We start from the raw sequence: 26,150 nt of genomic DNA, 5'->3' as shown, positions 1-26,150 counted from the left end.
ACTCCCATGTCCAGAACAGCACTCGTGGTCGGCGCCCGCGGCGTCATCGGCGGCACGCTCGCCGAGCACCTCGCAGGCCTCCCCGACTGGAACGTCGTCGGCCTGTCGCGCCGCGGCGGACCTGCGGACGGTCCGGTCCGCCACGTGGCGGCCGACCTGTTCGACCCGGCCTCCGTCCGCGACGCCCTCCGGGCCCACCCCGGCATCACCCACGTGTTCTACGCCGCCTACCAGGACCGGCCGACCTGGTCGGAGCTGGTGGGGCCGAACGTCACGATGTTGCGCACCGTGCTCGACGTGGCCGGCGATGAGGCCCCCGACCTGCAGCACGTCAGCCTCATGCAGGGCTACAAGGTCTACGGCGCGCACCTCGGGCCGTTCTCGACACCGGCGAAGGAGAGCGACCCGCCGCACATGCCGCCGGAGTTCAACGTCGACCAGCAGCACCTCGTGGAGGAGCGTGCGGCCGCGGGCGGCTGGACCTGGTCGGCGATCCGGCCGTCGGTGGTGGCGGGCTTCGGTCTCGGCAACCCGATGAACCTCGGCGTGGTGCTCGCGGTGTACGCGTCGATCAGCAAGGAGCTGGGCGTGCCGCTGCGGTTCCCGGGCAAGCTGGGTGCCTTCGACGCGCTGCTGGAGCTGACCGACGCCGGTCTGCTCGCCGAGGCCACGGTCTGGGCCGCCACCGACCCGCGTTGCGCGAACGAGGCGTTCAACATCGCCAACGGGGACCTGTTCCGCTGGAACCGGATGTGGCCGGCGATCGCCGACGCGTTCGGGCTGGAGGTCGCGCCGCCGCTCCCGATGTCGCTGCAGGACGTGATGGCCGACAAGGAGCCGGTGTGGGACCAGATGGTCGCCCGGCACGGCCTCGCACCGACGCCTTACGCCGACGTGTCGTCGTGGGCGTTCGGCGATTTCGTGTTCTCGTGGGACTACGACATGTTCGCCGACACGTCGAAGTCGCGCCGATTCGGTTTCCACCGTTACGTCGACACCGAGGCGATGCTGCTCGGCCTGTTCGACGATCTGCGCAAGCGGCGGATCATCCCGGGGTAGCGTGCCCCCGTCGATCCGGGGAGGGCGTATGGGTGAGCAGCAGCTGCCGGTGGCCGGCAGCATCGCAACGGACAAGAGCCTCGCCGTGGCGGGGAGCGTGGCCACCGGCGGCAGCGTGGCCGTGGCCGGCAGCGTCGCCACCGCGGGGAGCGTCGCGGTCGCCGGGAGCGTCGCGACGTCCGGGAGCGCCGCCGTCGCCGGCAGCGTGGCCACCGCGGGCAGCGTCGGGATCATCGGTTCGGTGCTGACGCTGCTCAGCGTGGCGCTCGTGTCGTGCATCGCGTGCCTCGGCTGCGTCGCCTGCCGTCGCTGCGTGGCCTGTGTGGGCTGCGTCGACTGCGTGGGCTGCGTCGGGTGCGTGGGCTGCGTCGGGCTGCGGGGAGCGGTGGGTCAGGTCGGCGTGCGCGCGTAGCCGGCGTCAGAGCCAGCCCGCCCGCCGCGAGATCTCGATGGCGTCGATGCGGTTGCGGCCCCCGACCTTCGCGATGGCGTTCGACAGGTAGTTGCGCACGGTCATCGGCGAGAGGAAGAGCTGCGTCGCGATCTCCTCGGTGGTGAGGCCGGTCGCGGCGAGCGCGAGCACGTCGGTCTCGCGCGGGGTGAGCGGGCTCGCGCCGGTCTCCAGCGCCGCCGCGACGAGGTCGGGGTCGAGCACCCGCTCTCCCGCGGCGACCCGGCGGACCGCCTGCGCGAGTGTGGTGGCCGGAGCCGCCTTGAGCACGAACCCGCGCACGTGCGACTCCAGCGCCTGCAGCATGTGCCCCGGCTGGCTCAGCCCGGTCAGGATGAGCGTCCGGATGTCCGGGAGCTCCTGGTGCAGGGTGCGGGCGACGGCGAGGCCGTCCGCGCCGGGCATCTCGATGTCGAGGACCGCGACGTCGGGGGCGACGCTGCGGGCGGCCTCGACGACGAGGTCGCCGCGGTCGAGCTCCGCGACCACCTCGATGTCGGGCTCGAGACCCAGCAGTGCGACGAGTGCGCCGCGGATCATGTGCTGGTCCTCGGCGACGAGCACGCGGATCATGCGGGCTCCACCGGCACGTCGAGCCGTAGCGAGAACCGGTCGGCGTCGTGCTCGACGACCAGGCGGCCGCCGAGCTCGCGGGCCCGGCCGTCGAGTCCGGCGAGCCCCGAGCCGGTTCCCACCGCGGTCGCGGGCCCGTCGTTCACGATCTCCAGCGAGACCGACCCGCCGTCCCGGACTGCTCGGACGGTGCACCAGGTGGCGTCGCTGTGGCGCAGCACGTTCGTGATCCCTTCCCGCAGCGTCCAGCCCAGCAGCCGGTCGACCTCGACGGGCAGCGTCCCGATCTCGGCGTCCACATCCGCCCGCACGCCGGCGGCGGTCAGGAGGCGCGCCGCGCCGGCCACCTCGTCGCGGAGGCCGGTGTCGCGACGGTCCCGCGTGACGGCGCGCAGGTCGGCGAGCGTGGTGCCGGCGATCGCCGCGAGGTCCTCGACCTCGCGGCGCGCCCGGTCCGGGTCGGATGCGTGCAACCGCACGGCCAGCTCGCCCTTGAGCACGACGGCGGAGAGGCTCTGCCCGAGCAGGTCGTGCAGGTCGCGAGCGACGCGCAGCCGCTCCCGCTGCACAGCGGTCTCGGCCAGCTCGATCCGCGTGCGCTGCAGCCGGCTCATCTGGTCGACCAGGTGTGCGGAGACGGCGAGCCCGCCCGCGCCGAGCGCGAAGATCGTCGGGGTGTAGAGGAGCAGCCACCACCACCAGTCCTGGAGGGTCGGATCACCCCAGAACAGTGCCCGCAGCCAGTCGGTTCCGATCCCGAGGACGATCGACGGGATGACCCACAGGATGGGGTAGCGGCCGGGCAGCAGCATGACCGCCGAGGCGGCGACGACGACCAGGGTGGTGTCCGCCTGATCGCCGATGGTGATCTCCAGCACGACCACGGCCGCGAGGAGCAGCCCGAAGGTCAGCGGCCAGCCCCGGGCGCGCCGGCCGCGGGCCGCTGCCCGGCTGTGGTGGACCTGGCATGCGGCCACCACCAGCGACAGGGTCCCCCACCACGACCAGCTGGGCTCGAACCCGGTGACGCACTGCACGACGACGAAGCCGAGCAGGCTCACGTGCAGGGCGGTGAACACCGCCATCGCCTGCCGCTCCTGCGGCGAGCGGCGGTGCGGTTCCTCCACGCCCACCGGGCCGCGGGCCAGGATGTGGTCACCCACTGCGCTCACCCGCGACCGGCCGCGCCCCGCGCGGACGCACCTCGACCTCGTCGTCCGGGGTCACGACGATGTCGATCGGGTGGTCGGGCTCGGTGGCGAGGGTTGTCGACACCGCGCTGCGCAGCGAGCGCCGGAAGGCGACCGACGCCGGCCGGTCGAGATCGCCCGACGGCCCGGCCACCCGGGCCGGGGTGCCCGCGGCGCCCAGCAGCGCGACCGCCGTGTCCAGCTCCCGGGCCATGCTCTGGCGCTGGTAGCCGCCGATGATCCGCCGGATCGCCACCAGCGTCGTGCTCGCCTCCGCGACGAGCTCCGCGAGCTCCTGCTCGGTGCGGGGGCCGGCTGTGGACACCCGCTCGAGCAGCGGTGCGACGACGCGCTGCACGTCGTCGTCGATGCGCAACCGTTCGCGCATCACCGCCGCGTCGCGCAGCTGCGTGCGCGCCGCCAGCAGCTGCCGGTGAGCGGCGACCGTTGCGACGAGCGCCAGCAGTGCGGTCAGCCGGTAGACGACCGCGAAGGCGTAGTAGACGGGGATGAACGGCCAACCCAACTCGCCGGTCCCGATGAGCAGGACCGTGGCCTCCATCGCCACCAGCACGGCCGCGGCCCACTGCCACGGCAGGACGAGGAACGCGGCGAGCGCGGGGAAGGCGAGCATCATCGACCAGCTCTCGCCGATGACCAGAGCCGCACCCACGGTCACGGCGACGAGGACGGCGAGGACCGATCGGCCGTACGGGGCGGGCGTACCGCTCAGCCCGTGCCGCACGAGGTGGATCGTCAGCGGCGTCACCGCTGCGGCCGCCACCGCGGTGGGGACGACCTGGCCGAAGTAGGGCGTGAAGACGAAGGACCGCCCGACCTCGACCACGGGGATGAGCACGCAGAAGGCGATGACGGCCGGCGCGATGGCGCGTGCGGGCAGCGGCGGCGTGCGCTCGGCCGGGTCGCGACCGTCCGCGGGTTGCGGCTCGTCACCACCGTCGTCCACGGCCGGATCATAGGGAACCGGGTACGCCGCTGACTGCGGCGGCGGCACCGCGAGCAGCGGAAACGCCACCGGGGCCGCAGCCGTCACGGTTCCATGTTCGCGTCCGGCACCCGCGCCCCGGTAGGTGCAGATGTCACGAGTCGCACCGGTGCCGATGTCAGCGGGCCCACCACGACACCGTCACCTACCGGGACCGGGTCGCGGCCGACCACTCTGGTCGCCGCTGCCGCGCCGGCGGCCGACCACCCGAGAGGACCCCATGACCGTCACCGATCCCGCTCCCGCCGCGTCGGACGCCCTCGTCGCACACCGGATCGCGGTTCCCCAGGACGCGCTCGACGATCTGGCCGCCCGCCTGCGCCGCACGCGGTTCCTCGACGACCTGCCGGTGCCCGAGGGTGCCGTGCAGACCGGACCGTTCCCTCCCGAGTTCGCGCTCGGCGTTCCCGGCTCGCTGGTGCGGCGGCTGGTGGAGATGTGGTCGGCGACGGACTGGAGGGAGGTCGAGGTTCGCATCAACGCCTACCCGAACATCCTGACCCGCATCGACGGCCAGCAGGTGCACGCCGTGCACGCCCGGTCGCCGCGGGCCGACGCCGTGCCGCTGATCCTGCTGCACGGCTGGCCGAACTCGGTGCTGGAGTACCTCGACGTCCTCGACGAGCTCACGAACCCGGCGGACCCGGACGCGGTCGCCTACCACGTGGTCCTGCCGTCGCTGCCCGGTTTCGGGTTCTCCGGGCCGACGACGGAGCTCGGGTGGAACCGGTACCGCATCGCCGACGCGATGGCCGAGCTGATGCGCAGGGCCGGCTACGACCGCTACTTCGTGCACGGCAACGACGCGGGTTCGCTCATCGGACCGGAGCTGGGCCGCCGGTTCCCCGACTCGGTGCTCGGCGTGCACGTCACCCAGATCTTCTCGTTCCCCAGCGGTGACCCGGCGGAGTTCGAGAACCTGTCCGACGAGGACCGGGAGTACCTGGCGTTCCTCGACAACTGGCTCGCCGAGGAGTCGGCGTTCAACGTCCTGCAGAGCACGAAGCCGCACCACCTGGCGCATGCGCTGCTGGACTCGCCCGCCGGCCAGCTGGGCTGGATCGCGCAGCTGCTCCACGGCGGCGCGAGCGACCGCCACCTCGTCGAGAACGCCGCGCTGTACTGGCTGACCGGCACCGCCGCGTCCTCGATGCGCCTCTACTACGAGGACCGGCGCGCGACCCACCCGACCGAGCCGACCACGGTGCCGATCGGCTACTGCGGGTTCGCGTTCGACATGCACCCGATCCGGTCGTTCGCCGAGCGCGACCACCACAGCATCGTCAGCTGGAACCTGTACGACCGCGGCTCGCACTGGTCGGCGCAGGACGCCCCGGACCTGCTGGTCGCCGACCTGCGCGCGTTCACCGCGATCGTCCTTGGCTGATCACGGAGTTGGTGCCGGGGCGACGGATCCGACGTCCCTGGCACCAGTTCCGCCGATCACGGCTCGTGCCCGTGCGCGCCATCCTCATCCGGGGAGGGACCGGACCCGTTCGAGCACGTCGGCCAGCACGGCCGCGCTGGTGGCGTAGTTCAGCCGCAGGTAGCGCCTGCCGTCCTCGCCGAAGATCGGCCCGCCGCTGAGCAGCACCCGGGCGCGGGCGAGCACCTCGGCGACGGGGTCGTCGCCGAGGCCGAGCGGTTCGGCGGCGAACCAGTACAGGTAGGTGGCCTCCGGCATCGGGTCCGGGTCGCTGGTCCAGGACGCTACGGCCTCTGCCGCCATCCGCCGGTTGCGGTCCAGCACGCGCAGGAGCCGGTCCTGCCAGTCGCCGCCGTGCCGCCACGCCGCGACGGCGGCCACCACGGCGAGCGTGGAGACCGTCCCGAACAGCTCGGTCGGCTCCGCGTCGCGCAGGGCGAGGAGCCGCGGTGGCCCGAAGTGCGCCACCGAGCAGCGCAGCCCGGCCAGGTTGAACGCCTTGCTCGCCGACGTGAGCGTCACCGTGCGGGCGGCGGCGTCGGCGTCGAGCGAGGCGAACGGCACGTGCTCGTGCGGCGGGAACGTCAGCTCGGCGTGGATCTCGTCGCTGATGACGAGCAGGTCGTGCCGGCGGGCGATCGCGGCGATCTCACCGAGCTCGTCGCGGGTGAGCACGCGGCCGGTCGGGTTGTGCGGGTTGACCAGCAGGAGCGCGCGGCAGTCGTGGGCGGCGACGGCGTCGGCCAGGCCCGCGGTGTTCGCGTCCCAGCCGACGGGTGTCCGGCGGAACGGCACGTCCACGCGTTTGCGGCCCATCGCACCCACGGTGTGGTGGAACGGCGGGTAGGTCGGGCTGTGGACGGCGACCGCGTCACCCGCTGCCGTCCCGAGGTGCAGCAGGACCTGCACGGCCTGCACGACGTCGGTGTGCTCGCGGACGTCGGCCACGTCGACCCGCCATCCGTAGCGCTCGCGCATCCGGTCGGCGAACGCGAAGCGCAGCGGGTGCCCGTCCTCCCAGCGCGGGTAGCCGAGGTCGCCGCGGCGCACCGCGTGCTCGATGGCGTCGGCGATCACCGGTGCGACCGGGAAGTCCATGTCCGCCACCCACGCGGGGAGCACGTCCGGGTCCACGCGCCACTTCGAGCCCGGCCGCCGCCGCAGGTCCTCGATGCTCAGGTCGTCGAACAGCGGGTCGAGCATGCGGTCCACCCTAGGTTCGAGCAGGGCGGGGCCGGCAGTTCCTCGGCATGTCGGCCGGAGTGAGGTCGGGTTCCAGTGCTCTGGCGTCCAGGCCTCTTGCTGCCAGGAGGCCGGTGTCGGTCGCGCACCTGGTTTGGGCTCGTGCACCCCTTGTCGGGCCACGGGACCGGTCGACGGGAAGCGTGGGCCGAGAACGCGTGCGTGAGCTGCGGAGATCGGCGTGAGTAGCCCGCTTCGGCCTCATGAAGCATTGATCATGGTGGGAGTGGGCTACGAGGCCGTGCTGCTCCCGGCTGCAGCTCGGGTATCCGCTCACGAGGACCGGACGGCCTTCTCGATCGCGTCGGCGTTGTCGGCGAACCACGCGACGGTCCGCTCCTGGCGGGCCGCCGCCTCCGGCGTCCAGTACTCGGCGAAGCCGGGGACGCCGCGGGCTGCGCCGTCGCGCACGATCTCGCCCATCCAGGAATGGGAGTCCCGCAGGGCGCGGAAGAAGGCCGCCCGTCCGGCGTCGTCCAGGCCGTACGCGTCCAGGAGGATCCGGGTGCGCTCGAGCTCCCGGCCGCGGCGGACGTCGGCGGTGTCGACCGGGTCGCGCAGCGGTGCCCACAGCCGGGCGGCGGCCGCGACGTCCCAGACGGGCGAACCGGGCCCGGCCAGGTCGAAGTCGATGAGCGCGACGGCCCGGCCGTCGCGGAAGACCACGTTGTCGAGGTTCGGGTCGTTGTGGGCGATGCCGCCACCGTCGAACGGGGCGGGCGCCGGGTGCGACCAGTGGTACGGCGCCGGGTCGAACGCCGCCGCGGCGTCGTGGAAGCGGCGCAGCAGCCGTCCGACGCTGCGCAGCGCCTCGTCGGTGAGACCCCAGGCGGGCGCCGGGGCGGTGACGGCCTGCCCGGGCACGTAGCTCAGCACCTCCCGGCCGGCCTCGTCGACGCCGAGCACGCGCGGCGCCCCGTCGAAGCCGACCTCCTCGAGGTGGCGCAGCAGCGCGTGGGTGGCACCGCTCGTGGGCCGCAGCGGGCGGCGGACCGTGTCGCCCACCCGGTGCACGCGCCCGCGGTTGGCCGTGCCGCCCAGCAGCGGCACCTCCACGGTCAGGCCCCCGCTCTCATGCCGCTGCCGCGGCGATCAGCGCTTCGGCCAGCGTCGAGTGCGTCACCAGGCTGTTCACCATCCCGCCCCGCACGGCGGCGAGCACCGCTCGCACCTTCGCCCCTCCGTACACGATCGCGATCACCTCTGGCACGGCCCGCATCTGGTCGGCCGTGATACCGATCATCCGCTCGGTCAGCTCGGAGGGCACGGGGTTCCCGTCCGCATCGACGAGCACGCCGGAGATCTCGGCGCACACCCCGCGGCGGGCCAGCTCCTGCCGCTCGGCCTCGCCGGTGGCGTCGAACAGCGTGGACTGCTCCGGTTCCCACGCCCCGACACCCGCGACGGCGCGGGTGACCGACCCGATGCGGGAGAACGCCTGGGCGACCTCGGGCTGGCGCCGCAGTGCCTGTGCGGTGGCGGCGTCGGGCACCGCCATCGGTGCGTAGAAGAAGTAGGCGGGCCCGCCTGCCACGCGGGCGACGTCGCGGACCACCTCGATCGAGCTGTCGTCGACGCCCGGACGGGCCAGCGCGCCCGTGAGCTGGACGACGGGCACGGGGGCGAGCCGTTGCAACGCGTTGGCCATGGCGCTCACCGACCGCGCCCAGGACAGGCCGAGCACGTCGTCCGGCGTGACGATCTCGGAGAGCAGGTCGGCCGCTGCCGTGCCGAGGTGGGCGCGCATGGTGGCCGGCACGTCGTCGGGGGTGTCGGTGACGACGCAGTGCCGCAGGCCGAGCGCCGACATGAGCCGGTCCGACAGGTCGACGTCGACCGACCCGGGGTGGCCGATCTCGATCCGGACGAGCCCGCTCGCGCGGGCGTCGTCGAGCAGCCGGGCTACCTTGAACCTGCTGAGGGCGAACTCCTGCGCGATCTCGACCTTGGAACGGCCGTCGAGGTAGTACCGGCGCGCCACCGATGCCGTGAGCACGAGCTGGGCCGGCCCGCGCGCGCTGCCCTCGATCGCCACTGCTGCCTCCAGCGCTCATATGAGCGGAACCTTGCCCATTCTTCCACAGCCCATTGAGTTGAGGTTGCTTGGTTGCCACACTCTGATCGTGTGATCAGGGGCTTGCTCATCTGAGCACAAGGCCGGAGGGACGCAATGAGGCGACGGCGCATGCGAACACTGCTGCTCTCCCTCGTCGTGCTGCTGACCAGCACCGCCTGCGCGGGATGGGGCGGCAGCGTCGGGGGCGGCGGGGCGAACAGCATCAACGTGCTCATGGTCAACAACCCGCAGATGGTGGACCTGCAGCGGTTGACGGCCGAGCACTTCACGAAAGCGACCGGTATCACCGTCAACTTCACGGTGCTGCCCGAGAACGACGTGCGCGACAAGATCAGCCAGGAGTTCTCCAGCCAGGCCGGTCAGTACGACGTCGCGTCGCTGTCCAACTTCGAGATCCCGATCTACGCCCGCAGCGGCTGGATCGCGCCGATGGACCCCTACATCGCGGCCGACCCGGCCTTCGACCAGGCGGACATCCTCCCGCCGATGACCGAGTCCCTGAAGGGCCCGGACGGCCAGATCTACGGCCAGCCCTTCTACGGCGAGTCCTCGTTCCTCATGTACCGCGCCGACGTGCTGCAGGCCGCTGGGATCACGATGCCGGAGCAGCCCACGTGGCAGCAGGTGGCCGACATCGCCGCCCGCCTCGACGGCGTCCAGCCCGGCATGGCCGGGATCTGCCTGCGCGGCCAGCCCGGCTGGGGCCAGGTCTTCGCACCGCTGACAACGGTGGTCAACACGTTCGGCGGCACCTGGTTCACCATCGACTGGCAGGCGGGCGTGAACTCGCCCGAGTTCACGAAGGCGGTGCAGTTCTACGTCGACCTGGTGCGCGAGCACGGCGAGGCGGGCGCGCCGCAGGCCGGCTTCACGGAGTGCCTGAACAACATGGTCCAGGGCAACGCCGCCATGTGGTACGACGCCACGTCCGCGGCGGGCTCGCTGGAGGCCGCCGACTCGCCGGTCCGCGGCAAGATCGGCTACGCGCCCGCGCCGGTGGTCGAGACCGACAGCTCGGGGTGGCTGTACGCCTGGTCCTGGGGGATCCAGGCGGCCAGCGAGAAGAAGGACGCCGCGTGGAAGTTCGTCTCGTGGGCGTCGAGCAAGGAGTACGAGCAGCTGGTCGGCGAGCAGGTCGGCTGGTCGGACGTGCCGGCGGGCAAGCGGGCGTCCACCTACGAGAACCCGCAGTACGTCGCCGAGGCGGGTGCCTTCGCCGAGCAGACGAAGCACGCCATCGAGACCGCCGACCCGCGCAACCCCGGCGTGCAGCCGCGGCCCGCGATCGGCATCCAGTTCGTCGGGATCCCGGAGTTCCCCGACCTCGGGACGCAGGTGTCGCAGGAAGTGAGCTCGGCGATCGCCGGGCTGGTGACGGTCGATCAGGCGCTGGACCGGGGTCAGCAGCTGGCCGACGACGTGGCGGAGCGGTACCGGTCTCGGGCGGAGGGCAACTCATGAGCACCGAAGTGCAGCCGCGCACGGGCCCCGCGTGGGACCGCTCGGCCGAGGAGAAGGCGGCGTTGCGCCGCGCGGGCGACTGGGCCCGCCGCGCCCCGCTGCTGCCCGCGCTGATCTTCCTGATCATCGTGACCCAGCTGCCGTTCGTGATCACGCTGGTCATCTCGTTCATGAACTGGAACGCCTACTACCCCGACGAGCGCGGTTTCACCGGGTTCGACAACTACCGGCGCGTGCTCACCGACGTCAACACCCGGGACTCGATCATCACGACGATCCAGCTCACCGTGTCGGTGGTGCTGGTCAGCCTCGTGCTCGGCCTGCTCATCGCCCTGCTGCTGGACCGCGCGTTCCGCGGCCGCGGGGTCGTCCGCACGATGATGATCACCCCGTTCCTCGTGGTGCCGGTGGCCGCGGCACTGGTGTGGAAGCACGCGCTCTACAACCCGGAGTACGGCCTCTTCAACGGCGTGCTCACGTGGATCTTCGGGGAGAACGCCCCGCAGCCGGACTGGATCTCGACGATGCCGCTCACCGCGATCGTCGTCTCACTGGTCTGGCAGTGGACGCCGTTCATGATGCTGATCATCCTGGCCGGGCTGCAGAGCAAGCCGCTGGACGTGATCGAGGCAGCCAGGATCGACGGCTGTTCCAGCTGGCAGATCTTCCGGCACATGACCCTGCCGCACCTGCGCCAGTACCTGGAGCTCGGAGCGCTCCTCGGATCGATCTACATCGTGCAGAACTTCGACGCCGTGTTCACGATCACCTCAGGTGGTCTGGGTACGGCGAACCTGCCGTACACGATCTACCAGACCTTCTACAACGCGCAGGACTACGGCCGGGCCTCCGCGGCGGGCGTGGTCGTCGTGATCGGCACGATCGTCATCGCCACGTTCGCGCTGCGCACCGTGTCTTCGCTGTTCCGTGAGGAGGGGGCCCGATGACCACCACACTCGAGGCGCCGCCGCGTACCGCGCCGCCGGCGGCGTCGGCATCGCGACCCAACCGGACGGGAACGCTGCTCAGCGTCCTGGCCTGGCTCGTCGGCATCCTGTTCATCGTCCCGGTGCTGTGGATGCTGCTCACGTCGTTCCACAGCGAGGCCGACGCCGCTACGAACCCGCCGTCGTTGTTCGCGCCGCTCACGCTGGACGGCTACGCGAACTTCTTCGGCGCGCAGACCGGCGCGAGCCCGTGGCCGCCGTTGCTCAACTCGCTGACCGCGAGCGTGCTGTCCACGGCACTGGTGCTGCTGCTCTCGATCCCCGCGGCGTACGCGCTGTCGATCCGGCCGGTGCGCAAGTGGACCGACGTGCTGTTCTTCTTCCTGTCCACGAAGATGCTGCCGGTGGTGGCCGGCCTGCTGCCCGTCTACCTGATCGCGCAGGGCATCGGGATGCTCGACAACATCTGGTTGCTGATCATCCTGTACACCTCGATGAACCTGCCGATCGCGGTGTGGATGATGCGCTCGTTCCTCGCCGAGGTGCCGGTGGAGGTGCTCGAGGCGGCGTCGATCGACGGCTGCAACCTCACCCGGACCCTGCGCACGGTGGTCGCGCCGATGGTGCTGCCCGGCATCGCGGCCACGTCGTTGATCTGCTTCATCTTCAGCTGGAACGAGCTGCTGTTCGCGCGCGTGCTCACCGCGACCGTCGCGCAGACCGCGCCCGTGTTCCTCACCGGATTCGTCACCAGCCAGGGTCTGTTCCTGGCCACGGTGTGCGCGGCATCGGTGGTGGTGTCGCTACCGGTGCTGATCGCCGGGTTCGCGGCGCAGGACAAGCTCGTGCAGGGGCTGTCGCTGGGGGCCATCAAGTAACTGGACATGCTGTCCGTATAGGGGTAGAACTGGACGTAATGTCCACTTCTACCCCTGGAGGCCGCCGTGCCCACGTTGCTGCACCTCGACGCCAGCGCCCGCTCCACCTCGTTCTCCCGGCGCCTGGGTGCGCGATTCGCCGAAGGCTGGCGCGCCGCGCACCCCGGCGCCGGCTACGTGCACCGCGACCTCGCGGCCGATCCCGTCCCGTTCATCGGTGAGGCGTGGACCGAGCTGTGCGACGAGGTGATGCGCCGCCGGATCACCGACCTCCGCCGCTACGCCGAGGTCGTGCAGACCCCCGCGCAGCAGGCGGCGTGGGCCGTGGTCGCCCCGCTGCTGGACGAGCTGCTTGCCGCCGACGTCGTGCTCGTCGCCACGCCGATGTACAACTTCTCGGTCCCGGCCGTGCTCAAGGCGTGGATCGACCAGGTCACGTTCCCGCGGATGTCCCTGGCAGGCACCCGCTTCGTGGTCGTCTGTGCGCGCGGCGGCACCTACCTGCCCGGCACGCCGCGCGCCCCCGTCGAGCACGCCACCACCTACCTGCGCGACTTCTTCGACGGGCACTTCGCCGTCACCGACGTCGACGTGGTGGCCGCCGAGCTGGTCAACTCGCTGGTCGACCCGCTGCTCGCGGACCGCAGGGGCGAGCACGATGCGTCGCTGGCGGCCGCGGAGGCCGAGATCGACCGGCTGGTCGCGACGTCCACGGCGGCGGTGGCATGAAGTGGCGACCGAGGAACGCACGACCGGAAGGCAGATACAGGTGAACGGCTGGCTGTGGCTGATCGCCGCCGGTGTTGTCGAGATCGCGTGGGCGCAGAGCATCCCGCCCACGAAGGGGCTCACGCGGCTCTGGCCGAGCGTGCTGTGCATCGCGCTGTGCATCGCGATCATCTGGCTGCTCGCGCGGGCCACGGCCGCCGGCGTGCCGGTCAGCACGGCGTACGTCGTGTTCACCGGGATGGGTGCCGCCGGCGCGGTGCTGCTCGGCGTGACGCTTCAGCACGACCCGGTCACGCCGGTCCGCATCGGAGCCCTCGTGCTGATCACGGGCGGCGTGCTGCTGGCCCACGCAGCTCATTAGCCTGGGCCGATGGCTGCCGTCGATCCGCCGGGCGTGGGCACCCCGCCCGCCGAGCGCGCCGACGCCGCCCGCAACAGGGCGCGCGTCCTCGCGGCCGCCGCCGAGCTGTTCCGCAGCCGCGAGGACCCGCGCGCCGTCACGATGGACGACGTCGCCCGCGCCGCAGGCGTCGGACGGGCCACGCTCTACCGGCGCTACCCCGACATCGTGTCGATCGCGTCCGCGCTGCTCGGCGAGGACGAGCGGGTCCTGCAGGAGAAGCTCATACGCGGCGCCCCGCCGCTCGGTCCCGGCGCCCCGCCCGCCGAACGGCTGGCGGCGTACTACGCCGCGATGGTCGAGTTCCTCGACCGCCACCTGCCGCTGGTGCTCGCCGTGGACGCGGGCGCGGCGCGGTTCGCGGTCGGCTCGTACGGGTTCTGGCGCGCCCACGTGCGGTCGCTGCTCGTGGAGGCGGGAACGCCGGGTCCGGACGCTCTTGTGGACGCGCTGCTCGCGCCGCTCGCGGCCGAGGTGTTCCGCTACCAGCTGGCGAGCGGGGTGACGCCCGCGCAGATCGCCGAGGCCCTCGCCCACCTCGCCCGCCGGGTGCTGTCGGACCCCGGCCATAGCCTCGGCTCGTGACGATCCTGGAGCTGCGGCAGTACACCCTCCACCCCGGTCGCCGGGACGAGCTGATCGAGCTGTTCGAGCGGGAGCTCGTCGAGTCGCAGGAGGAGCTGGGGGCGCGGATCGTCGGCACGTTCCGCGACCTCGCCGATCCCGACCGGTTCGTCTGGATCCGCGAGTTCGCGGACATGACCACCCGCCTCGCGGCGCTCAGCGGCTTCTACGGCGGACCGGTGTGGAAGCAGCACCGCGATGCGGCGAACGCCACCATGATCGACTTCGATGACGTGCTGCTGTTGGAGCCGGTCGGCGCGGGATTCCCGCACGCGCCGCGCGCCGCCGTCGCAGCCGGTGCACCGGGGTCGTCGCGAGTGCTTGCGGTGGTCCGCACCGGAGAGGGCCTGGAGCCCGCCGCACCCGACGCGGAGCGTCTGCTCGGCGCGCGGCCCGTCGTGGCCCGCACAGCGCCGTTCCCCAACGACTTCGGGGCGCTGCCCGTGCGCGACGAGCAGGCGGTCGTGTGGTTCGCGTCCTACCCCGACAGCGAGGCGGCTCGCAGCGCCCGTGAGCGCCTCGACGCAGACCCGGGCTGGCAGACGGGTGCCACAGCCGTCCAGCTGCTCGAGCTGGAGCCCACGCCGCGCTCGGCCCTGCGCTGAACCAGGCGTCACCCTCGCGGCCGTCCTGACACCGCTACTCGCCGATCCGCACGCCGACGCCCGGCCCGAGCGGGATGTCGAAGGCGTAGAAGGCGGTGAGCACCAGCACCCACGCCACCCAGAACGGCACCACGAAGGGCACCATCTTCGCGATCACCGTGCCCAGCCCGGCGGCCGGCTGGTAGCGGCGCACGAAGGTCAGCAGCACGATCATGTACGGGTTGAGCGGTGTCATCACCTGCGTTGCCGCGTCGCCCACCCGGAAGGCGCCCTGCACGAACCCGGGCTCGTAGCCGAGCAGCAGGAACAGCGGCACGAACACGCTCGCCATCAGCGTCCACAGGCTCGAGCCGGACACGATGAACAGGTTGAGCAGCGACGCGAGGACGATGAACCCGAGGATCGCCGGATAGCCGGTGAGCCCGATCGCCTCCAGCAGCTGCGCACCGGAGACGGCCAGCCAGGCGCCGATGTTCGTCCAGGCGAAGAGGGCGATGAACTGGCCCAGGATGAACGCGAGCACGATGAACCCGGAGAGGTCCTTCAGGGCGCGGCCCATCAGCAGCGGCACGTCAGCGCCCCGCCGGATGGTGCCGGCGAAGATCCCGTAGAAGAGCGCGGGCACGAAGAACGCCAGGAACACCAGCGTGACCACGGAGTCCAGCAACGGTGACTTCGGCAGGTAGCCGCCGGTGTCGTTGCGCAGCGGGGAGTTCGGCGCGAGCACCAGCGCGAGCACCGCCACTGCGAGCACCAGCAGCGCGATGCCCGCCGCCCGGAGCCCGCGGCGTTCGGCATCCGTGACGGTCGCGCTCACCGGCTCGGCGGTCGGGTCCTCCGGGTTCGTGGCCTTCCGGTCCGCAGCGTCGTCGGGCTCGGCCTCGGTGTCCGGGAAGCCGGAGCGCACGAGGCCCGGCTCCACCACCCGGTCGATGATCAGCCCCGCGAGCACGCTGAGCACGATCGAGGAGGCGACGTTGAAGAAGTAGTTCGATACGGGGGTCACCGTCGTGCCGGCGCTCGGCAGCGTCGCCGCCACCCCGTTGGTGATCCCGGCGAACAACGCGTCGAGGCTCGTGATCAGCAACGACGTCGAGTAGCCCGCGCCGACGGCCGCGAACCCGCCGATCAGCCCGGCCACCGGGTGCCGCCCCGCCGCCTTGAACACGATGGCCGCGAGCGGCGGGATGATGATGAACGCCGAGTCGGCCATGACGCTGCCGCTGACGCCGATGAACCCCAGCGCGTAGGGCAGCAGCCAGCGCGGAGCACGCGAGAACGCGAGCCGGATCAGCGCCGCGAGCATCCCGCACCGCTCGGCGAGCCCGACCGCCAGCATGATCGTGACGACCGTGCGCAGCGGCGGGAAGCCGATGAAGTTCTCCGCCAGTCCCGTGAAGAAGAACTCCAGCCCCGCCCCGGTGAACGCGCCGCGCACCGGGGTGGGCGCGTCCTGGCCGGGGATCGTGACCGTGACGCCGAACGCCGCCATCAGCGAGGACAGCACCGCCACCACGAGGGTGAGCAGCACGAACAGCATGAACGGCTCGGGGAGCCGGTTGCCGACGCGTTCGATCCGGTCCAGGGCGCGGTCGAGGCGGCCGGGGGCCGACGGGCTGGCGGTGGTCACGTGGCCTCCGGTCAGTCGAAGTACGTGGGCACGTCCAGTGGGCCGCCTGCCTCGGCGAACTCGGCGTCGACGGCATCCCGCAGCTCGGCGTCGGCCAGGTAGTCGACGGCGGTCAGCGCGAGGCCGACGGCGCCGTCGCGCACCGCGAGGTCGCCCGCCGGGCTGCCGGCGGCCTCGGCGAACGCGGTGGTGTGCAGGGCGACGGTCGGGTCGGACACGGCGATCATCGGGTGGATCGCGGGCATCCGGTAGCTGAGGTTGCCCAGGTCGGTCGAGCCGGTCAGGAAGTCCGGCACGACGCCGCGCGGCAGCGGCCGGCGGCCCACCGGCTCCTGGTTCACGGCCCACCGCGCGGCCAGCGCGTGGTTGAACCGGATCGGCAGGTACGGCGGCAGCGGGTCCCAGTGCAGCTCGACGCCACAGCCGGTCATCGCCGCCGCGCCGTGCGCGATCTCCGTCATCCGCGCGGCCAGGTCCCGCAGCGTCTCGGGCGCCGCCGAGCGGACGTAGAACAGCAGCGCCGCCCGCTCGGGAACCACGTTCGGGCGGGCGCCGCCGTCGGTGAAGATCCCGTGCAGCCGGTCGCTGCCGGGCAGGTGCTGCCGCAGCGCCGCGATGCCCTGGTAGGCCGCCACCGCGGCGTCGAGGGCGTTGCGGCCCATGAACGGCTGGGCGGACGCGTGCGACGCGACCCCGTGGAAGACCATCTCGACCTGGCGCCGACCGAGGAACGGGTGCAGCGCGAGGTCGTGCGTGAACGGGTGGAGCATGATCACGGCGTCGACGTCGTCGAAGACGCCTGCGCGGGCCAGCTTCTCCTTGCCGCCGCCGCCCTCCTCGGCCGGCGTCCCGATCAGCGACACGCGCCCGCCGACCCGCTCCTGCACCCGCGCGGCGGCGAGGAAGCCGCCGACCGCCGTGGCGCAGATGATGTTGTGACCGCACGCGTGGCCGATCCCGGGGAGCGCGTCGTACTCGGCGAGCACGCCGATGTGCGGGCCTCCGGTGCCGCGGGTCGCGACGAGCGCGGTGTCCAGGCCGCCGACCCCGACCTTCGCGGGATGGCCGTGCCGTTCCAGCAACGCAGCCACCGCCCGTACCGACCGGTGCTCGGCGTAGCCCTCCTCGGGGTGGGCGTGCAGGTCCTGGCTGAGCGCGACGAGCTCGTCCCCGTACTCCCGGGCCGCGGCGAGCACGGCTGCCCGGACCTCCTCCGGTGCGCCCGCGTGCTCCGAGGTGATCGGCTCCGCGTCGCGCACGGCGCGCTCGGTGGCCGCGGTGAGCGAGCGCAGGTAGCCGTCGTCGGGCGGCGACGGCCTGGTGGGGTCGGGCTCGCGCATGATCGGCACCCTAACCCGGAGCGATCGCGCGCGGACCCTTCAACAGCGGTTGAACCTTCCTTGGCCGAAGATGCGGGCATGACCCGCTCGCTCGGCCCCACCGACTTCGCCGCACCGATCGACGACCGCTGGTTCGCCGACTACGTCACCGGCGCGCAGTACGAGTACGGCCACCTCGACGTCGACGAGGAGCAGATCCTCCGGTTCGCGGAGGAGTTCGACCCGCAGCCCATCCACACCGACCCGGCATTCGCGCTGGGCGGGCCGTTCGGCGGGCTCATCGCCAGCGGCTGGCACACCGCGGGCCTCGCGATGCGGCTGCTCGCCGACCACTACCTGTCACGGGTGGCGAGCCTCGCCTCACCCGGCATCGACGAGCTGCGCTGGCAGGTGCCGCTGCGGCCCGGCGACCGGGTGCACCTGCGCGCGACGGTGCTCGACACGCGCCTGTCCCGGTCGAAGCCGGATCGGGGCCTGGTCGTGACGCAGGTCGAGCTGCTCAACCAGGACGGCGGGGCGCCGATCGCGTTCCGGGCGATGAACTTCCTCGCCGTCAGGCCAGATCGTCGATCGCCTTCTGGATCCGTTTGATCGAGACGGGGTAGCGGGTGCGCATCGGGTGGGCGTAGAGGCCGACGCGCAGCTCCTCGATCATCCAGCGGATCTCGCGCAGCTCCGGACCGGGCTCGACGCCCGGTGGCAACGCGGCCAGCTCGGCGGCGTACTCGTCGGACACCACGCGGACCTGCGCGGTCCACTCGGCGTCGCGGGCCGGGTCGGCGCGCAGCTTCTCGATCCGGCGCTCCACGGCCTCCAGGTACCGCGCGACGTCGGCGAGCCGGTTGGCGCCCGCCGCCGTGGCGAAGCCCGGACCGACGAGGGCGTTCACCTGGGCGGTGATGTCCGCGACGCCTGCGGCCAGCACGGGGGCACGCAGGTCGGACAGCTGCGCCTGCACCCGGTGCCACACCACCAGCACCCCGCGCACGGCGTGCAGCACCTGCAGGGTGGTGGCGGCGAGGCGATCGGCGAAGAGCTTGCGCAGCCGGGCGTAGGACCGCTCGTCCCACGCCGGGCCACCGGCCGCCGCGATCAGGTGGTGGGCCGCGGCCGTGACGCAGTCGTCGAGCAGCGCGGCGACCGAACCGTGCGGGTTGCGCGACAGCGCGAGCTTCGCGGCGTTGTCCAGGTCGCGCTGCACCTGCCGCACCGGTGAGGACGTCTCCAGCAGCAGGAGCCGCCGGACCCCGCGGTGGTGGGCCGGGTCGCGCTCGGCCGCGGTGGGGAAGACCCGGACGTCGACGCTCGTGCCGCGGTCGACCAGGCCCGGGAAGCCGGTGACCGTGTGCGAGCCGCGCCTGATCGGGTGCTCGCGCGGCAGCGTGCCGAACGACCAGGTGGTGGCGCCGGTCTTCTCGATGTCGACGCCCGCGGCGGCGAGCTCCTCGCGCACCTTCGGCGCGAGCCTGCGCCGCAGCGCTTCCAGGTCGGTGCCCCGGGCCACTTCCCGGCCGGCCTCGTCGACCACCCGGAACGTCACGGTGAGGTGCTCGGGGAGCCGATCCAGCTCCCACGCCTCGCGGGGGATCTCCACGCCGCGCATCCGGCCGAGCTCGCGCTCCAGGCCGTCGAGCAGCGGCTCCTGCCCGGCCTGCAGCCGTGCGAGCACGGCGCGGGCGTGGTCGGGCGCCGGGGAGTAGAGGCGGCGCAGCTGCTTGGGCAGCGTGCGGATCAGGGCGGTGACCAGCTCCTCGCGCAGCCCCGGCACCTGCCAGGTGAACGGCGTGGGGTCGACCTGGTGCAGCGCGGCCACCGGGACGTCGACGGTGACGCCATCGCTGCGCGCTCCGGGCTCGAACGCGTAGGACAGCGGCAGCGTGAGCCCGCCCGCCTCGACGTGGTCGGGGTACGCGGAGCGGTCGACGCCGGCCGCCTGCGCCGTGCGCAGCATCTCCTCGGTGAAGTCGAGCAGGTCCGGGTGCTTGCGCGACTCCTTCTTCCACCACGAGTCGAAGTGCCGGCCGGACACGACGTGCGCCGGGATGCGCTCCTCGTAGAACGCGACGAGGGTCTCCTCGTCGACGACGAGGTCGCGCCGCCGTGCGCGGTGCTCCAGCTCCTCGACGTCTTCGAGCAGCTCGCGGTTGGCGTGGAAGAAGCGGTGGCGGGTGTCCCAGTCGCCCTCGACGAGTGCGTGCCGGATGAACAGGTCGCGCGAGGTCTCGGGGTCGATGCGGCCGAAGTCGACGCTGCGGCCGACGACGATCGGGATCCCGTAGAGCGTGACGCGCTCGGTGGCGACGGCGGCGGCCCGCTTGCGCGACCAGTGCGGCTCGGAGTACGTCCGCTTGACCAGGTGCCCGGCGAGCGGCTCGATCCACTCCGGCTGGATCCGCGCGGCGGTGCGCGCGAACAGCCGGGACGTCTCCACCAGCTCGGCCGCCATCACCCAGCGCGGCGGCTTCTTGGCCAGCGGCGAACCGGGGAAGATCATGAAGCGGGCGCCGCGGGCGCCGAGGAACTCGCGACCGGTGCTCCGCCGATCCTTGTTGCGGTCTCCTCGCTCGGGGCCGTCGTCGCGCAGCCCGACCTGCGAGAGCAGCCCGGACAGCACCGCCATGTGGATCCGGTCGGGGTCGGCGTCGACCTCGTTGAGGGCGAGGCCCGCGTTGCGCGCCGCCTGGCGGAGCTGGGCGTGCAGGTCCTGCCACTCGCGGATGCGCAGGTAGTGCAGGAACTCGTCGCGCAGCAGCCGCCGGAACCGGTTGCCGGACAGCTCCTCGCGCTGCTCGGCGACGTAGCGCCAGAGGTTGACGAACGCGAGGAAGTCCGAGCCGCCCGCGTCGAGGGTGGAGCCGCCCGCGGTCCATTCCCCGTTGAACCGGGCGTGCTTCGCGTCGGCGGCCTGGCGCTGCTCGGCCGGGCGCTCGCGCGGGTCCTGCACCGACAGCGCGGCGGCGATGACGAGCACCTCGCGCAGGCAGCCGTTGCGGTCGGCCTCGACGAGCATGCGGCCCAGCCGCGGGTCGACCGGCAGCGCCGCGAGCGCGCGGCCCACGGCTGTGAGCTTGCGGTCGTCGAGCGCGCCCAGCTCCTGCAGCAGCGCGATGCCGTCGGCGACCGCGCGCGGGTCCGGCCGCTCGACGAACGGGAACTCGGTGAGCTCCCCGAGGTCGAGCGAGATCATCTGCAGGACGACCGACGCGAGGTTGGTGCGCAGGATCTCCGGGTCGGTGAACTCGGGGCGCGCATCGAAGTCGTCCTCGGAGTAGAGGCGGATGCAGATGCCGTCGGCCACGCGGCCACAGCGCCCGGCGCGCTGGTTGGCGCTGGCCTGCGACACCTTCTCGATCGGCAGCCGCTGCACCTTCAGCCGGCGCGAGTAGCGGGAGATGCGCGCGGTGCCCGTGTCGATGACGTAGCGGATGCCGGGGACGGTCAGCGAGGTCTCGGCGACGTTCGTGGCGAGCACGACCCGGCGGCCGGAGTGCGGCAGTTTAGCGAACACCCGGTGCTGCTCGGCCGTCGAGAGGCGCGCGTAGAGGGGGAGGAGCTCGGTGTTCCGGAAGTCGCGTTTCGCGAGGGCCTCGGTGGTGTCGCGGATCTCGCGCTCGCCGGGCAGGAACACGAGGATGTCGCCGTCGCCCTCGCGCTGCAGCTCCGCCACCGCGTCGCCGATGGCGTCGAGCTGGTCGCGGTCCGGGTCGTGGTCGGGGTCGTCCAGGTCGACGATCGGCCGGTACCGGGTCTCCACCGGGTAGCTGCGCCCCGAGACCTCCACGACCGGTGCGTCGAAGTGCTTCGCGAACCGGTCCACGTCGATCGTGGCGGAGGTGATGATCACCTTGAGGTCGGGGCGCTGTGGCAGCAGCTGGGTGAGGTAGCCCAGGATGAAGTCGATGTTGAGGCTGCGCTCGTGGGCCTCGTCGATGATGAGGGTGTCGTACTGGCGCAGCATCTTGTCGCCCGCCAGCTCGGCGAGCAGGATGCCGTCGGTCATGAGCTTGACCAGGGTGTTCTCGCCGACGTGGTCGGTGAAGCGCACCTTCCAGCCGACCGCGTCGCCCAGCTCGGTGCCCAGCTCCTCGGCGATGCGCGCCGCGACGGTGCGGGCGGCGAGCCGCCGGGGCTGGGTGTGGCCGATCAGCCCGCGCACGCCACGGCCGAGCTCGAGGCAGATCTTCGGGATCTGCGTGGTCTTCCCGGAGCCGGTCTCACCGGCGACGATCACGACTTGGTGGTCGCGGATCGCCGCCGCGATGTCCTCGCGACGGGCGCTGACCGGCAGGGCCTCCGGGTAGCGGATCGTGGGGACCGCGGCCTGACGTGCGGCGATGCGCTGCTCGGCGGTCTCGATCGCCGCCTTGATCCCGGCCCCGGCGCGGGCGCGCGCGGTGACGTCGCGGGTGCGGCGGACCGTGTCGAGGCGCCGGCCGAGGCGGTGCGCCTCCTGCAGGGTGAGGGCGGGGACGCGCTCGGCGAGCGCGTCCAGCTCCGCATCCTCGACGGGCGGGAGGTCTCCGGCGGGTACCGCGGGCGCCTCGTTGCGGGGACGTGGCCTGCGGCGGCGGGGACGGCGGGTCCGCCCCTCGCGCGGCTCGGACGGGTCGGCCGGCTCGGGGCGCGCGTCAGCGGCTCGGGCCGCGGGAGAGGACATCAGTGCGAAAGTCTGCCTTGGTGGGGAGGGTCAGACCGAGCGTAGGGCGGGAACGAGCTCATCCGCGACCGGGTTGTCGGCCGCGGGGTGCTCGACGAGCGCCAGCACGCGGTTGGCGAGGAAGCGAGCCGTGCGCACGGTGCTCCCACCGCGCGTGATCTCGCTGACCTCGATCACCCCGCGGCCGTGCGTGATGGCGACCTTCCGGCCGGCCCGTGTGGCCTCGATCTCGTAGGTGCGGGTGGTGCCGCTCCCGGCGTCGATGACGATCTCTACTCGGTCGCCCTTCATGGCTGCCCTCGTTGTCGGTGGAACGGACGCCGAACCAGCACGTCCACTTGTAACAACGTCCCGGAGCGGCCGGAAATTCCCAGCTCAAGCCGGGTTTGCGGTCCGCGGGAGCCGTTCGTCCCCGTCCGGCGGACGAGCGAGGATGGGGGGCGGCGCTGTCGGGGGCAGCGCCGCCCGGGCAGCCGCATCGACGGCGGCGGGAAACGCCGGATGCGGCAAGCAGGTGGGCGGGAGCTGTCCGAGCCGGGCGCCGGTCGCCTCACGGCGCAAGGCACGCCTCGTAGGGCGGCAGATGGGTGGGACCCGGGGACACGGGTCGCCCGGCGTCGGACAGTTCTTCCAACCCTCCCGGGCCGGGATCTGTTCCCGGCTCGCGAGGTGTCCGGACCGAGCGCTGGTCGCCTCGCGGCGCGTGGCACGACACGGCTCCAGCCGGACTGGTATTCCGTGAAGGCTCTTTATATGTGAGACCCGGGGACACAGGTCGCCCGGTCCGGACAGGCTGTACAACGGGTGACCCCCGGGGATGATTCCCGGCGGCGGAGATCGGTTCAGGTCGACCAGTGGCGACCGGCTCCGGCGAGCACCCGGCCGAACCGCAGCTCCGGGAAGTGCGAGCCGACACCGACGATCCCCGGGTCCTCCAGCTCGCGCCACAGCCGCTGCCGCGTCCGGTCGGCGAGGGCCGGGTCGACGTCTCCCATCGAGTGCCAGCTCGCCTCGTCCAGCTGGACGGGGCAGGTCACGGCGTCGCCGAGCAGCAACGCGCGCTCCCGTCCCGAGGAGAGCACCACGCACAGGTGGCCCGGTGTGTGCCCCGGCGCGAGCACCGCCGTGACGCCCGGCGCCACCACCGTGTCGCGGTCGATCGGACGGGTCCGCCCGCCGTCGGTGAACCCCCGCCGGACGTGCTCGCGCATCCGGCCCGGCCCGTGCACGAAGTGGCCATCGTCACCCGCGCCGTACCAGACCGTCGCACGGGCGAAGACCGGCCGGGCGTCGAGGTCGAAGAGCCAGCCCACGTGATCGCTGTGCAGGTGCGTGCAGACGACGTCGGTGACGTCCGCGGGTGTGACTCCGAGCGCCCGCAACCCGGTGAGCAGCTGGCCCCCGACGATCCGCATCCCGTGCGGCAGCTCGTCGGAGTCGGGCCCCTCCCCGGTGTCGACGAGCACGAGCCGGTCCCCGGACCGCACCAGGAAGCAGCCGAGCGGCAGCCACGCCGCGCCGTGCCGGTCGAACAGCTCCGGGTGGGCCGACGGCGGCACGTGCGGGCCGAAGTACGCCGGCCGGGCCACGAACGTGCCGTCCGAGACCGGGTGCAGGTGCAGCTCGCCGATGCGCATGCGGCGATGTTCCCCGATTCCGTGCGCCCCGGCGCTTCAGTGGGACCCGTCCGTCGGGTACAGCTGCCGGTTCCAGTGCTCGCCCTGCTCCGTCCCGTCGACGAACCAGCCGACCGGGTACCTGGTGCCCAGCTCGCCCACCGTGAACCGCGTGACGCTGGCCGAGGTGATCCGCCAGTCCCGCGATCGGTCCCGCGCGTACGCCCGGGCCTCCTGCTCGCTGGTGAACACGATCTCGACGGACCCGATCTCGCCGGGCCGGGCGGTGTGGACGGAGTAGACGACGTGTCCCGATGCAGTGCCGCTGGTCACCACGCGGGTGATGCTTTCAGAATCGGAAAGATTTCGCAACTAGCTTCGGGCACGTGCCTCAGGACGCCGAGCGGCTCGCGGAACTCGCCCGCCTGCTCGCGCGGGATGTCCAGGACCTGTCGGACGAGGAACTGATCGAGGCGGCCCGCGCCTCCGGCGAGCTCACCAGGCTCGGGCCGGAGCGCACCGGCCGCCTGCTCGCCGAGCTGTACGGCCGGGACCGCCTGTCGTGGCCCCGCATCGCCGAGCTGGTGGGCCTGCCGATGACCACGGTCTACAGCTGGGCGCGCCCCTACCTGCCCCCGGACCCGGGCGACGAGCGCTCGCCCCGTCAGGGGCGAAGCAAGACCTGATTCTGACGAACGGCGCGTTCGTCGGATAGGTACCGACGAACGCGCCGTTCGTCGGAATCACAAGGCGGCGAGGACCCCGTCCGTGTACCGCGGCCAGGCTTCGACCGCCCACTTGCTGAAGTCCCGGTCCGTCAGCACCACGCAGGCGGCCTGCGCATCGGGGTCGACCCACAGGAACGTGCCGGACTGGCCGAAGTGGCCGAAGGTGCGGGGTGAGCTGTTCGCGCCGGTCCAATGGGGTGACTTGCCGTCGCGGATCTCGAAGCCGAGGCCCCAGTCGTTGGGCTTCTGCCGGCCGTAGCCGGGGAGGATGCCGTCGAGCCCGGGGAAGGCGACGTTGGTGGCCTCGTCGAGGGTGGCGCGGTCCACGAGGGTTGGCGAGAGCAGCTCGGTCGCGAACCTGACCAGGTCGGCCGCCGTCGACACGGCGCCGGCGGCGGGGGAGCCCTCCAGCCGGGTCTCCGCCATCCCGAGCGGGGCGAGTACGGCTTCGTGCAGATAGCGGTCGAACGGCATCCCGGCGGCCTCGGCGACGGTCTCGCCCAGCACCTCGAACCCGACGTTGGAGTAGATCCGCCTCGTTCCGGGCTTCGCCTGCTGCACGCCGTCGGCGAACGAGAGGCCCGATGTGTGGGCGGCGAGGTGGCGGACCGTCGAGCCCTCCGGGCCGGCCGGCGTGTCCCACTCGACCGCGCCCTCCTCGACCGCCACGAGCACCGCGTACGCGGCGAGCGGCTTGGTCACGGACGCGAGCTTGAACTCCCGCTCGGTGTCGCCCGCGGTGGCGCGCACCCCGGATGGTCCGACCACCGCTGCGGCGACGTGGTCCACCGGCCAGTCGAGCACGGCGCCGACGGCCGTCCGCAGCTCAGGCATCGCCGTACACCGGGATCGCGGCGCCGCTGATCGGCGCGGCGTCGGGACCGCAGAGGAACGCGATGACCTTCGCGATCGCCTCCGGCGCGACCGCCCGCTCGACCTGCTTCGGCGTCATCCAGGTGCGGTTGGCGGGCGTGTCGATCGTCGAGGGCAGCACCGCGTTGACCCGGATGCGGTCGGCCCGCAGCTCCTCGGCCAGCAGCGTGGTGAGCCGGACGACCGCTGCCTTGCTCGTGGCGTGGGCCACCGTGGCGGCGCCGCTCACCGCCGTGCGCGACCCGACCGTGACGATCGCGCCCCCGCCGCGTGCGGCGAGCCGTGGCGCCACCGCCTGCGCCGCCCACAGGGCGGAGCCGAAGTTGGAGCGCCATAGCCCGTCGAGCTGCTCCTCGTCGACCTCGGCGAGGTTGCCCGGCACGAACCCGCCTGCGAGCGCGACCAGTGCGCCCGGGGTGACCGGCAGCGCGTCGACCTCGGCGAACGCCGCGTGCACCGCTGCCCGGTCGGCGAGGTCGACGGGGACGGCGTGCACGCCGTCCTGCGCGCCGAGCTTCTCGAGCCGCTCCCCTGGTCGGTCCAGCGCCACCACCGGACGGCCTGCGGCGCGGAACTCCGCCACCACGGCGTGCCCGAGGGCCCCGGCGGCGCCCGTCACGATCGCTGCATCCACCCGG

General features: G+C 72.6%; 26 protein-coding genes. 12 read left to right on the top strand and 14 right to left on the bottom strand.

Features of this window, described 5'->3' with window-relative positions; translation table 11 throughout:
- The first annotated feature begins 6 nt into the window (after window positions 1-6).
- Together FB388_RS31535 and FB388_RS31530 are read left to right on the top strand one after the other, a co-directional pair.
- Window positions 7-1,059 carry an SDR family oxidoreductase gene (locus tag FB388_RS31535; protein WP_142105932.1) on the top strand — a complete coding sequence of 351 codons (1,053 nt, stop codon included), beginning with the start codon at window positions 7-9 and terminating at the stop codon, window positions 1,057-1,059.
- A gap of 28 nt (window positions 1,060-1,087) precedes the next feature.
- Window positions 1,088-1,471: a hypothetical protein gene (locus FB388_RS31530; RefSeq protein ID WP_211362300.1), complete on the top strand. Its 384-nt coding sequence runs from the start codon at window positions 1,088-1,090 to the stop codon at window positions 1,469-1,471.
- A gap of 6 nt (window positions 1,472-1,477) precedes the next feature.
- Here the strand turns inward: FB388_RS31530 and FB388_RS31525 are convergent, their stop codons facing one another.
- Genes FB388_RS31525 through FB388_RS31515 form a run of 3 tightly spaced genes read right to left on the bottom strand, consistent with a single transcriptional unit; the run spans window position 1,478 to window position 4,240 of the window.
- The gene (locus FB388_RS31525; protein ID WP_142105930.1) at window positions 1,478-2,083 is read right to left on the bottom strand and encodes a response regulator transcription factor; all 606 of its coding nucleotides are present in this window, start codon (window positions 2,081-2,083) and stop codon (window positions 1,478-1,480) included.
- Window positions 2,080-3,246 carry a sensor histidine kinase gene (locus FB388_RS31520; protein ID WP_142105928.1) on the bottom strand — a complete coding sequence of 389 codons (1,167 nt, stop codon included), beginning with the start codon at window positions 3,244-3,246 and terminating at the stop codon, window positions 2,080-2,082. The genes FB388_RS31525 and FB388_RS31520 overlap by 4 nt, the downstream gene beginning before the upstream one ends.
- Complete coding sequence (locus FB388_RS31515; RefSeq protein ID WP_142105926.1) at window positions 3,239-4,240, bottom strand: sensor histidine kinase; 1,002 nt, start codon at window positions 4,238-4,240, stop codon at window positions 3,239-3,241. The genes FB388_RS31520 and FB388_RS31515 overlap by 8 nt, the downstream gene beginning before the upstream one ends.
- Before the next feature lie 259 nt (window positions 4,241-4,499).
- On the opposite strand from FB388_RS31515, the gene FB388_RS31510 reads away from it, so the two are divergent.
- Window positions 4,500-5,666, top strand: a complete 1,167-nt coding sequence (locus FB388_RS31510; protein ID WP_142105924.1) for an epoxide hydrolase family protein — start codon at window positions 4,500-4,502, stop codon at window positions 5,664-5,666.
- An 84-nt stretch (window positions 5,667-5,750) separates the two neighbouring features.
- Here the strand turns inward: FB388_RS31510 and FB388_RS31505 are convergent, their stop codons facing one another.
- The 3 genes from FB388_RS31505 to FB388_RS31495 all read right to left on the bottom strand — a co-directional run bounded on the left by FB388_RS31505 (window position 5,751) and on the right by FB388_RS31495 (window position 8,982).
- The gene (locus FB388_RS31505) at window positions 5,751-6,908 is read right to left on the bottom strand and encodes a MalY/PatB family protein (protein ID WP_142105922.1); all 1,158 of its coding nucleotides are present in this window, start codon (window positions 6,906-6,908) and stop codon (window positions 5,751-5,753) included.
- Between the two features lie 312 nt (window positions 6,909-7,220).
- The gene (locus tag FB388_RS31500; protein WP_211362299.1) at window positions 7,221-8,003 is read right to left on the bottom strand and encodes a phosphotransferase; all 783 of its coding nucleotides are present in this window, start codon (window positions 8,001-8,003) and stop codon (window positions 7,221-7,223) included.
- A gap of 16 nt (window positions 8,004-8,019) precedes the next feature.
- Entirely contained in the window at window positions 8,020-8,982 is a 963-nt protein-coding gene (locus tag FB388_RS31495; RefSeq protein ID WP_211362298.1) for a sugar-binding transcriptional regulator, read from the bottom strand.
- 150 nt (window positions 8,983-9,132) lie between these two features.
- Between FB388_RS31495 and FB388_RS31490 the strand changes: the two genes are divergently transcribed.
- From FB388_RS31490 to FB388_RS31460, 7 genes are all read left to right on the top strand, one after another.
- Complete coding sequence (locus FB388_RS31490; RefSeq protein ID WP_246122562.1) at window positions 9,133-10,485, top strand: ABC transporter substrate-binding protein; 1,353 nt, start codon at window positions 9,133-9,135, stop codon at window positions 10,483-10,485.
- A complete protein-coding gene (locus FB388_RS31485; protein ID WP_142105916.1) occupies window positions 10,482-11,432 on the top strand; it encodes a carbohydrate ABC transporter permease in 951 nt (316 codons plus the stop codon). Before FB388_RS31490 ends, FB388_RS31485 begins: the two co-directional genes overlap by 4 nt.
- Window positions 11,429-12,310 (top strand): carbohydrate ABC transporter permease, encoded by an 882-nt coding sequence (locus FB388_RS31480; protein ID WP_142105914.1) that lies wholly within the window; start codon window positions 11,429-11,431, stop codon window positions 12,308-12,310. The genes FB388_RS31485 and FB388_RS31480 overlap by 4 nt, the downstream gene beginning before the upstream one ends.
- Before the next feature lie 66 nt (window positions 12,311-12,376).
- Complete coding sequence (locus FB388_RS31475) at window positions 12,377-13,039, top strand: FMN-dependent NADH-azoreductase (protein WP_211362297.1); 663 nt, start codon at window positions 12,377-12,379, stop codon at window positions 13,037-13,039.
- A gap of 40 nt (window positions 13,040-13,079) precedes the next feature.
- Window positions 13,080-13,400, top strand: coding sequence for a DMT family transporter (locus FB388_RS31470; RefSeq protein WP_246122560.1), 321 nt, complete (start codon window positions 13,080-13,082; stop codon window positions 13,398-13,400).
- 9 nt (window positions 13,401-13,409) lie between these two features.
- Complete coding sequence (locus FB388_RS31465) at window positions 13,410-14,024, top strand: TetR/AcrR family transcriptional regulator (protein WP_142105909.1); 615 nt, start codon at window positions 13,410-13,412, stop codon at window positions 14,022-14,024.
- Window positions 14,021-14,668: an NIPSNAP family protein gene (locus tag FB388_RS31460; protein ID WP_142105907.1), complete on the top strand. Its 648-nt coding sequence runs from the start codon at window positions 14,021-14,023 to the stop codon at window positions 14,666-14,668. Before FB388_RS31465 ends, FB388_RS31460 begins: the two co-directional genes overlap by 4 nt.
- A gap of 34 nt (window positions 14,669-14,702) precedes the next feature.
- On the opposite strand, the gene FB388_RS31455 is transcribed toward FB388_RS31460, so the two are convergent.
- Entirely contained in the window at window positions 14,703-16,298 is a 1,596-nt protein-coding gene (locus tag FB388_RS31455; RefSeq protein ID WP_142105905.1) for an AbgT family transporter, read from the bottom strand.
- An 11-nt stretch (window positions 16,299-16,309) separates the two neighbouring features.
- On the bottom strand, window positions 16,310-17,638 hold the full coding sequence (locus tag FB388_RS31450; protein ID WP_142105903.1) for a M20 family metallopeptidase: 1,329 nt from the start codon (window positions 17,636-17,638) through the stop codon (window positions 16,310-16,312).
- 78 nt (window positions 17,639-17,716) lie between these two features.
- Between FB388_RS31450 and FB388_RS31445 the strand changes: the two genes are divergently transcribed.
- Window positions 17,717-18,229, top strand: coding sequence for a MaoC family dehydratase (locus FB388_RS31445; RefSeq protein ID WP_142105901.1), 513 nt, complete (start codon window positions 17,717-17,719; stop codon window positions 18,227-18,229).
- Here the strand turns inward: FB388_RS31445 and hrpA are convergent.
- The 4 genes from hrpA to FB388_RS31425 form a co-directional block, all read right to left on the bottom strand.
- Window positions 18,192-22,295 carry an ATP-dependent RNA helicase HrpA gene (hrpA, locus tag FB388_RS31440; protein ID WP_142105899.1) on the bottom strand — a complete coding sequence of 1,368 codons (4,104 nt, stop codon included), beginning with the start codon at window positions 22,293-22,295 and terminating at the stop codon, window positions 18,192-18,194. The genes FB388_RS31445 and hrpA overlap by 38 nt on opposite strands.
- Window positions 22,296-22,325: 30 nt before the next feature.
- Window positions 22,326-22,586, bottom strand: coding sequence for a hypothetical protein (locus tag FB388_RS31435; RefSeq protein WP_142105897.1), 261 nt, complete (start codon window positions 22,584-22,586; stop codon window positions 22,326-22,328).
- A 551-nt stretch (window positions 22,587-23,137) separates the two neighbouring features.
- Entirely contained in the window at window positions 23,138-23,932 is a 795-nt protein-coding gene (locus tag FB388_RS31430; protein WP_142105895.1) for an MBL fold metallo-hydrolase, read from the bottom strand.
- 36 nt (window positions 23,933-23,968) lie between these two features.
- The gene (locus FB388_RS31425; RefSeq protein ID WP_142105893.1) at window positions 23,969-24,244 is read right to left on the bottom strand and encodes a hypothetical protein; all 276 of its coding nucleotides are present in this window, start codon (window positions 24,242-24,244) and stop codon (window positions 23,969-23,971) included.
- Between the two features lie 53 nt (window positions 24,245-24,297).
- On the opposite strand from FB388_RS31425, the gene FB388_RS31420 reads away from it, so the two are divergent.
- Window positions 24,298-24,597, top strand: coding sequence for a hypothetical protein (locus FB388_RS31420; protein ID WP_142105891.1), 300 nt, complete (start codon window positions 24,298-24,300; stop codon window positions 24,595-24,597).
- Window positions 24,598-24,654: 57 nt separating this feature from the next.
- Here FB388_RS31420 and FB388_RS31415 read toward each other — a convergent pair whose 3' ends face one another.
- Window positions 24,655-25,473, bottom strand: coding sequence for a serine hydrolase domain-containing protein (locus tag FB388_RS31415; protein WP_142105889.1), 819 nt, complete (start codon window positions 25,471-25,473; stop codon window positions 24,655-24,657).
- A complete protein-coding gene (locus FB388_RS31410) occupies window positions 25,466-26,146 on the bottom strand; it encodes an SDR family NAD(P)-dependent oxidoreductase (protein ID WP_142105887.1) in 681 nt (226 codons plus the stop codon). The genes FB388_RS31415 and FB388_RS31410 overlap by 8 nt, the downstream gene beginning before the upstream one ends.
- Between the last annotated feature and the right edge of the window lie 4 nt (window positions 26,147-26,150).

Source organism: Pseudonocardia cypriaca, assembly GCF_006717045.1.
GTDB lineage: Bacteria > Actinomycetota > Actinomycetes > Mycobacteriales > Pseudonocardiaceae > Pseudonocardia > Pseudonocardia cypriaca.
Note: the sequence above shows the minus strand (reverse complement) of the source record. Positions and strands in the feature narration are given on the sequence as shown.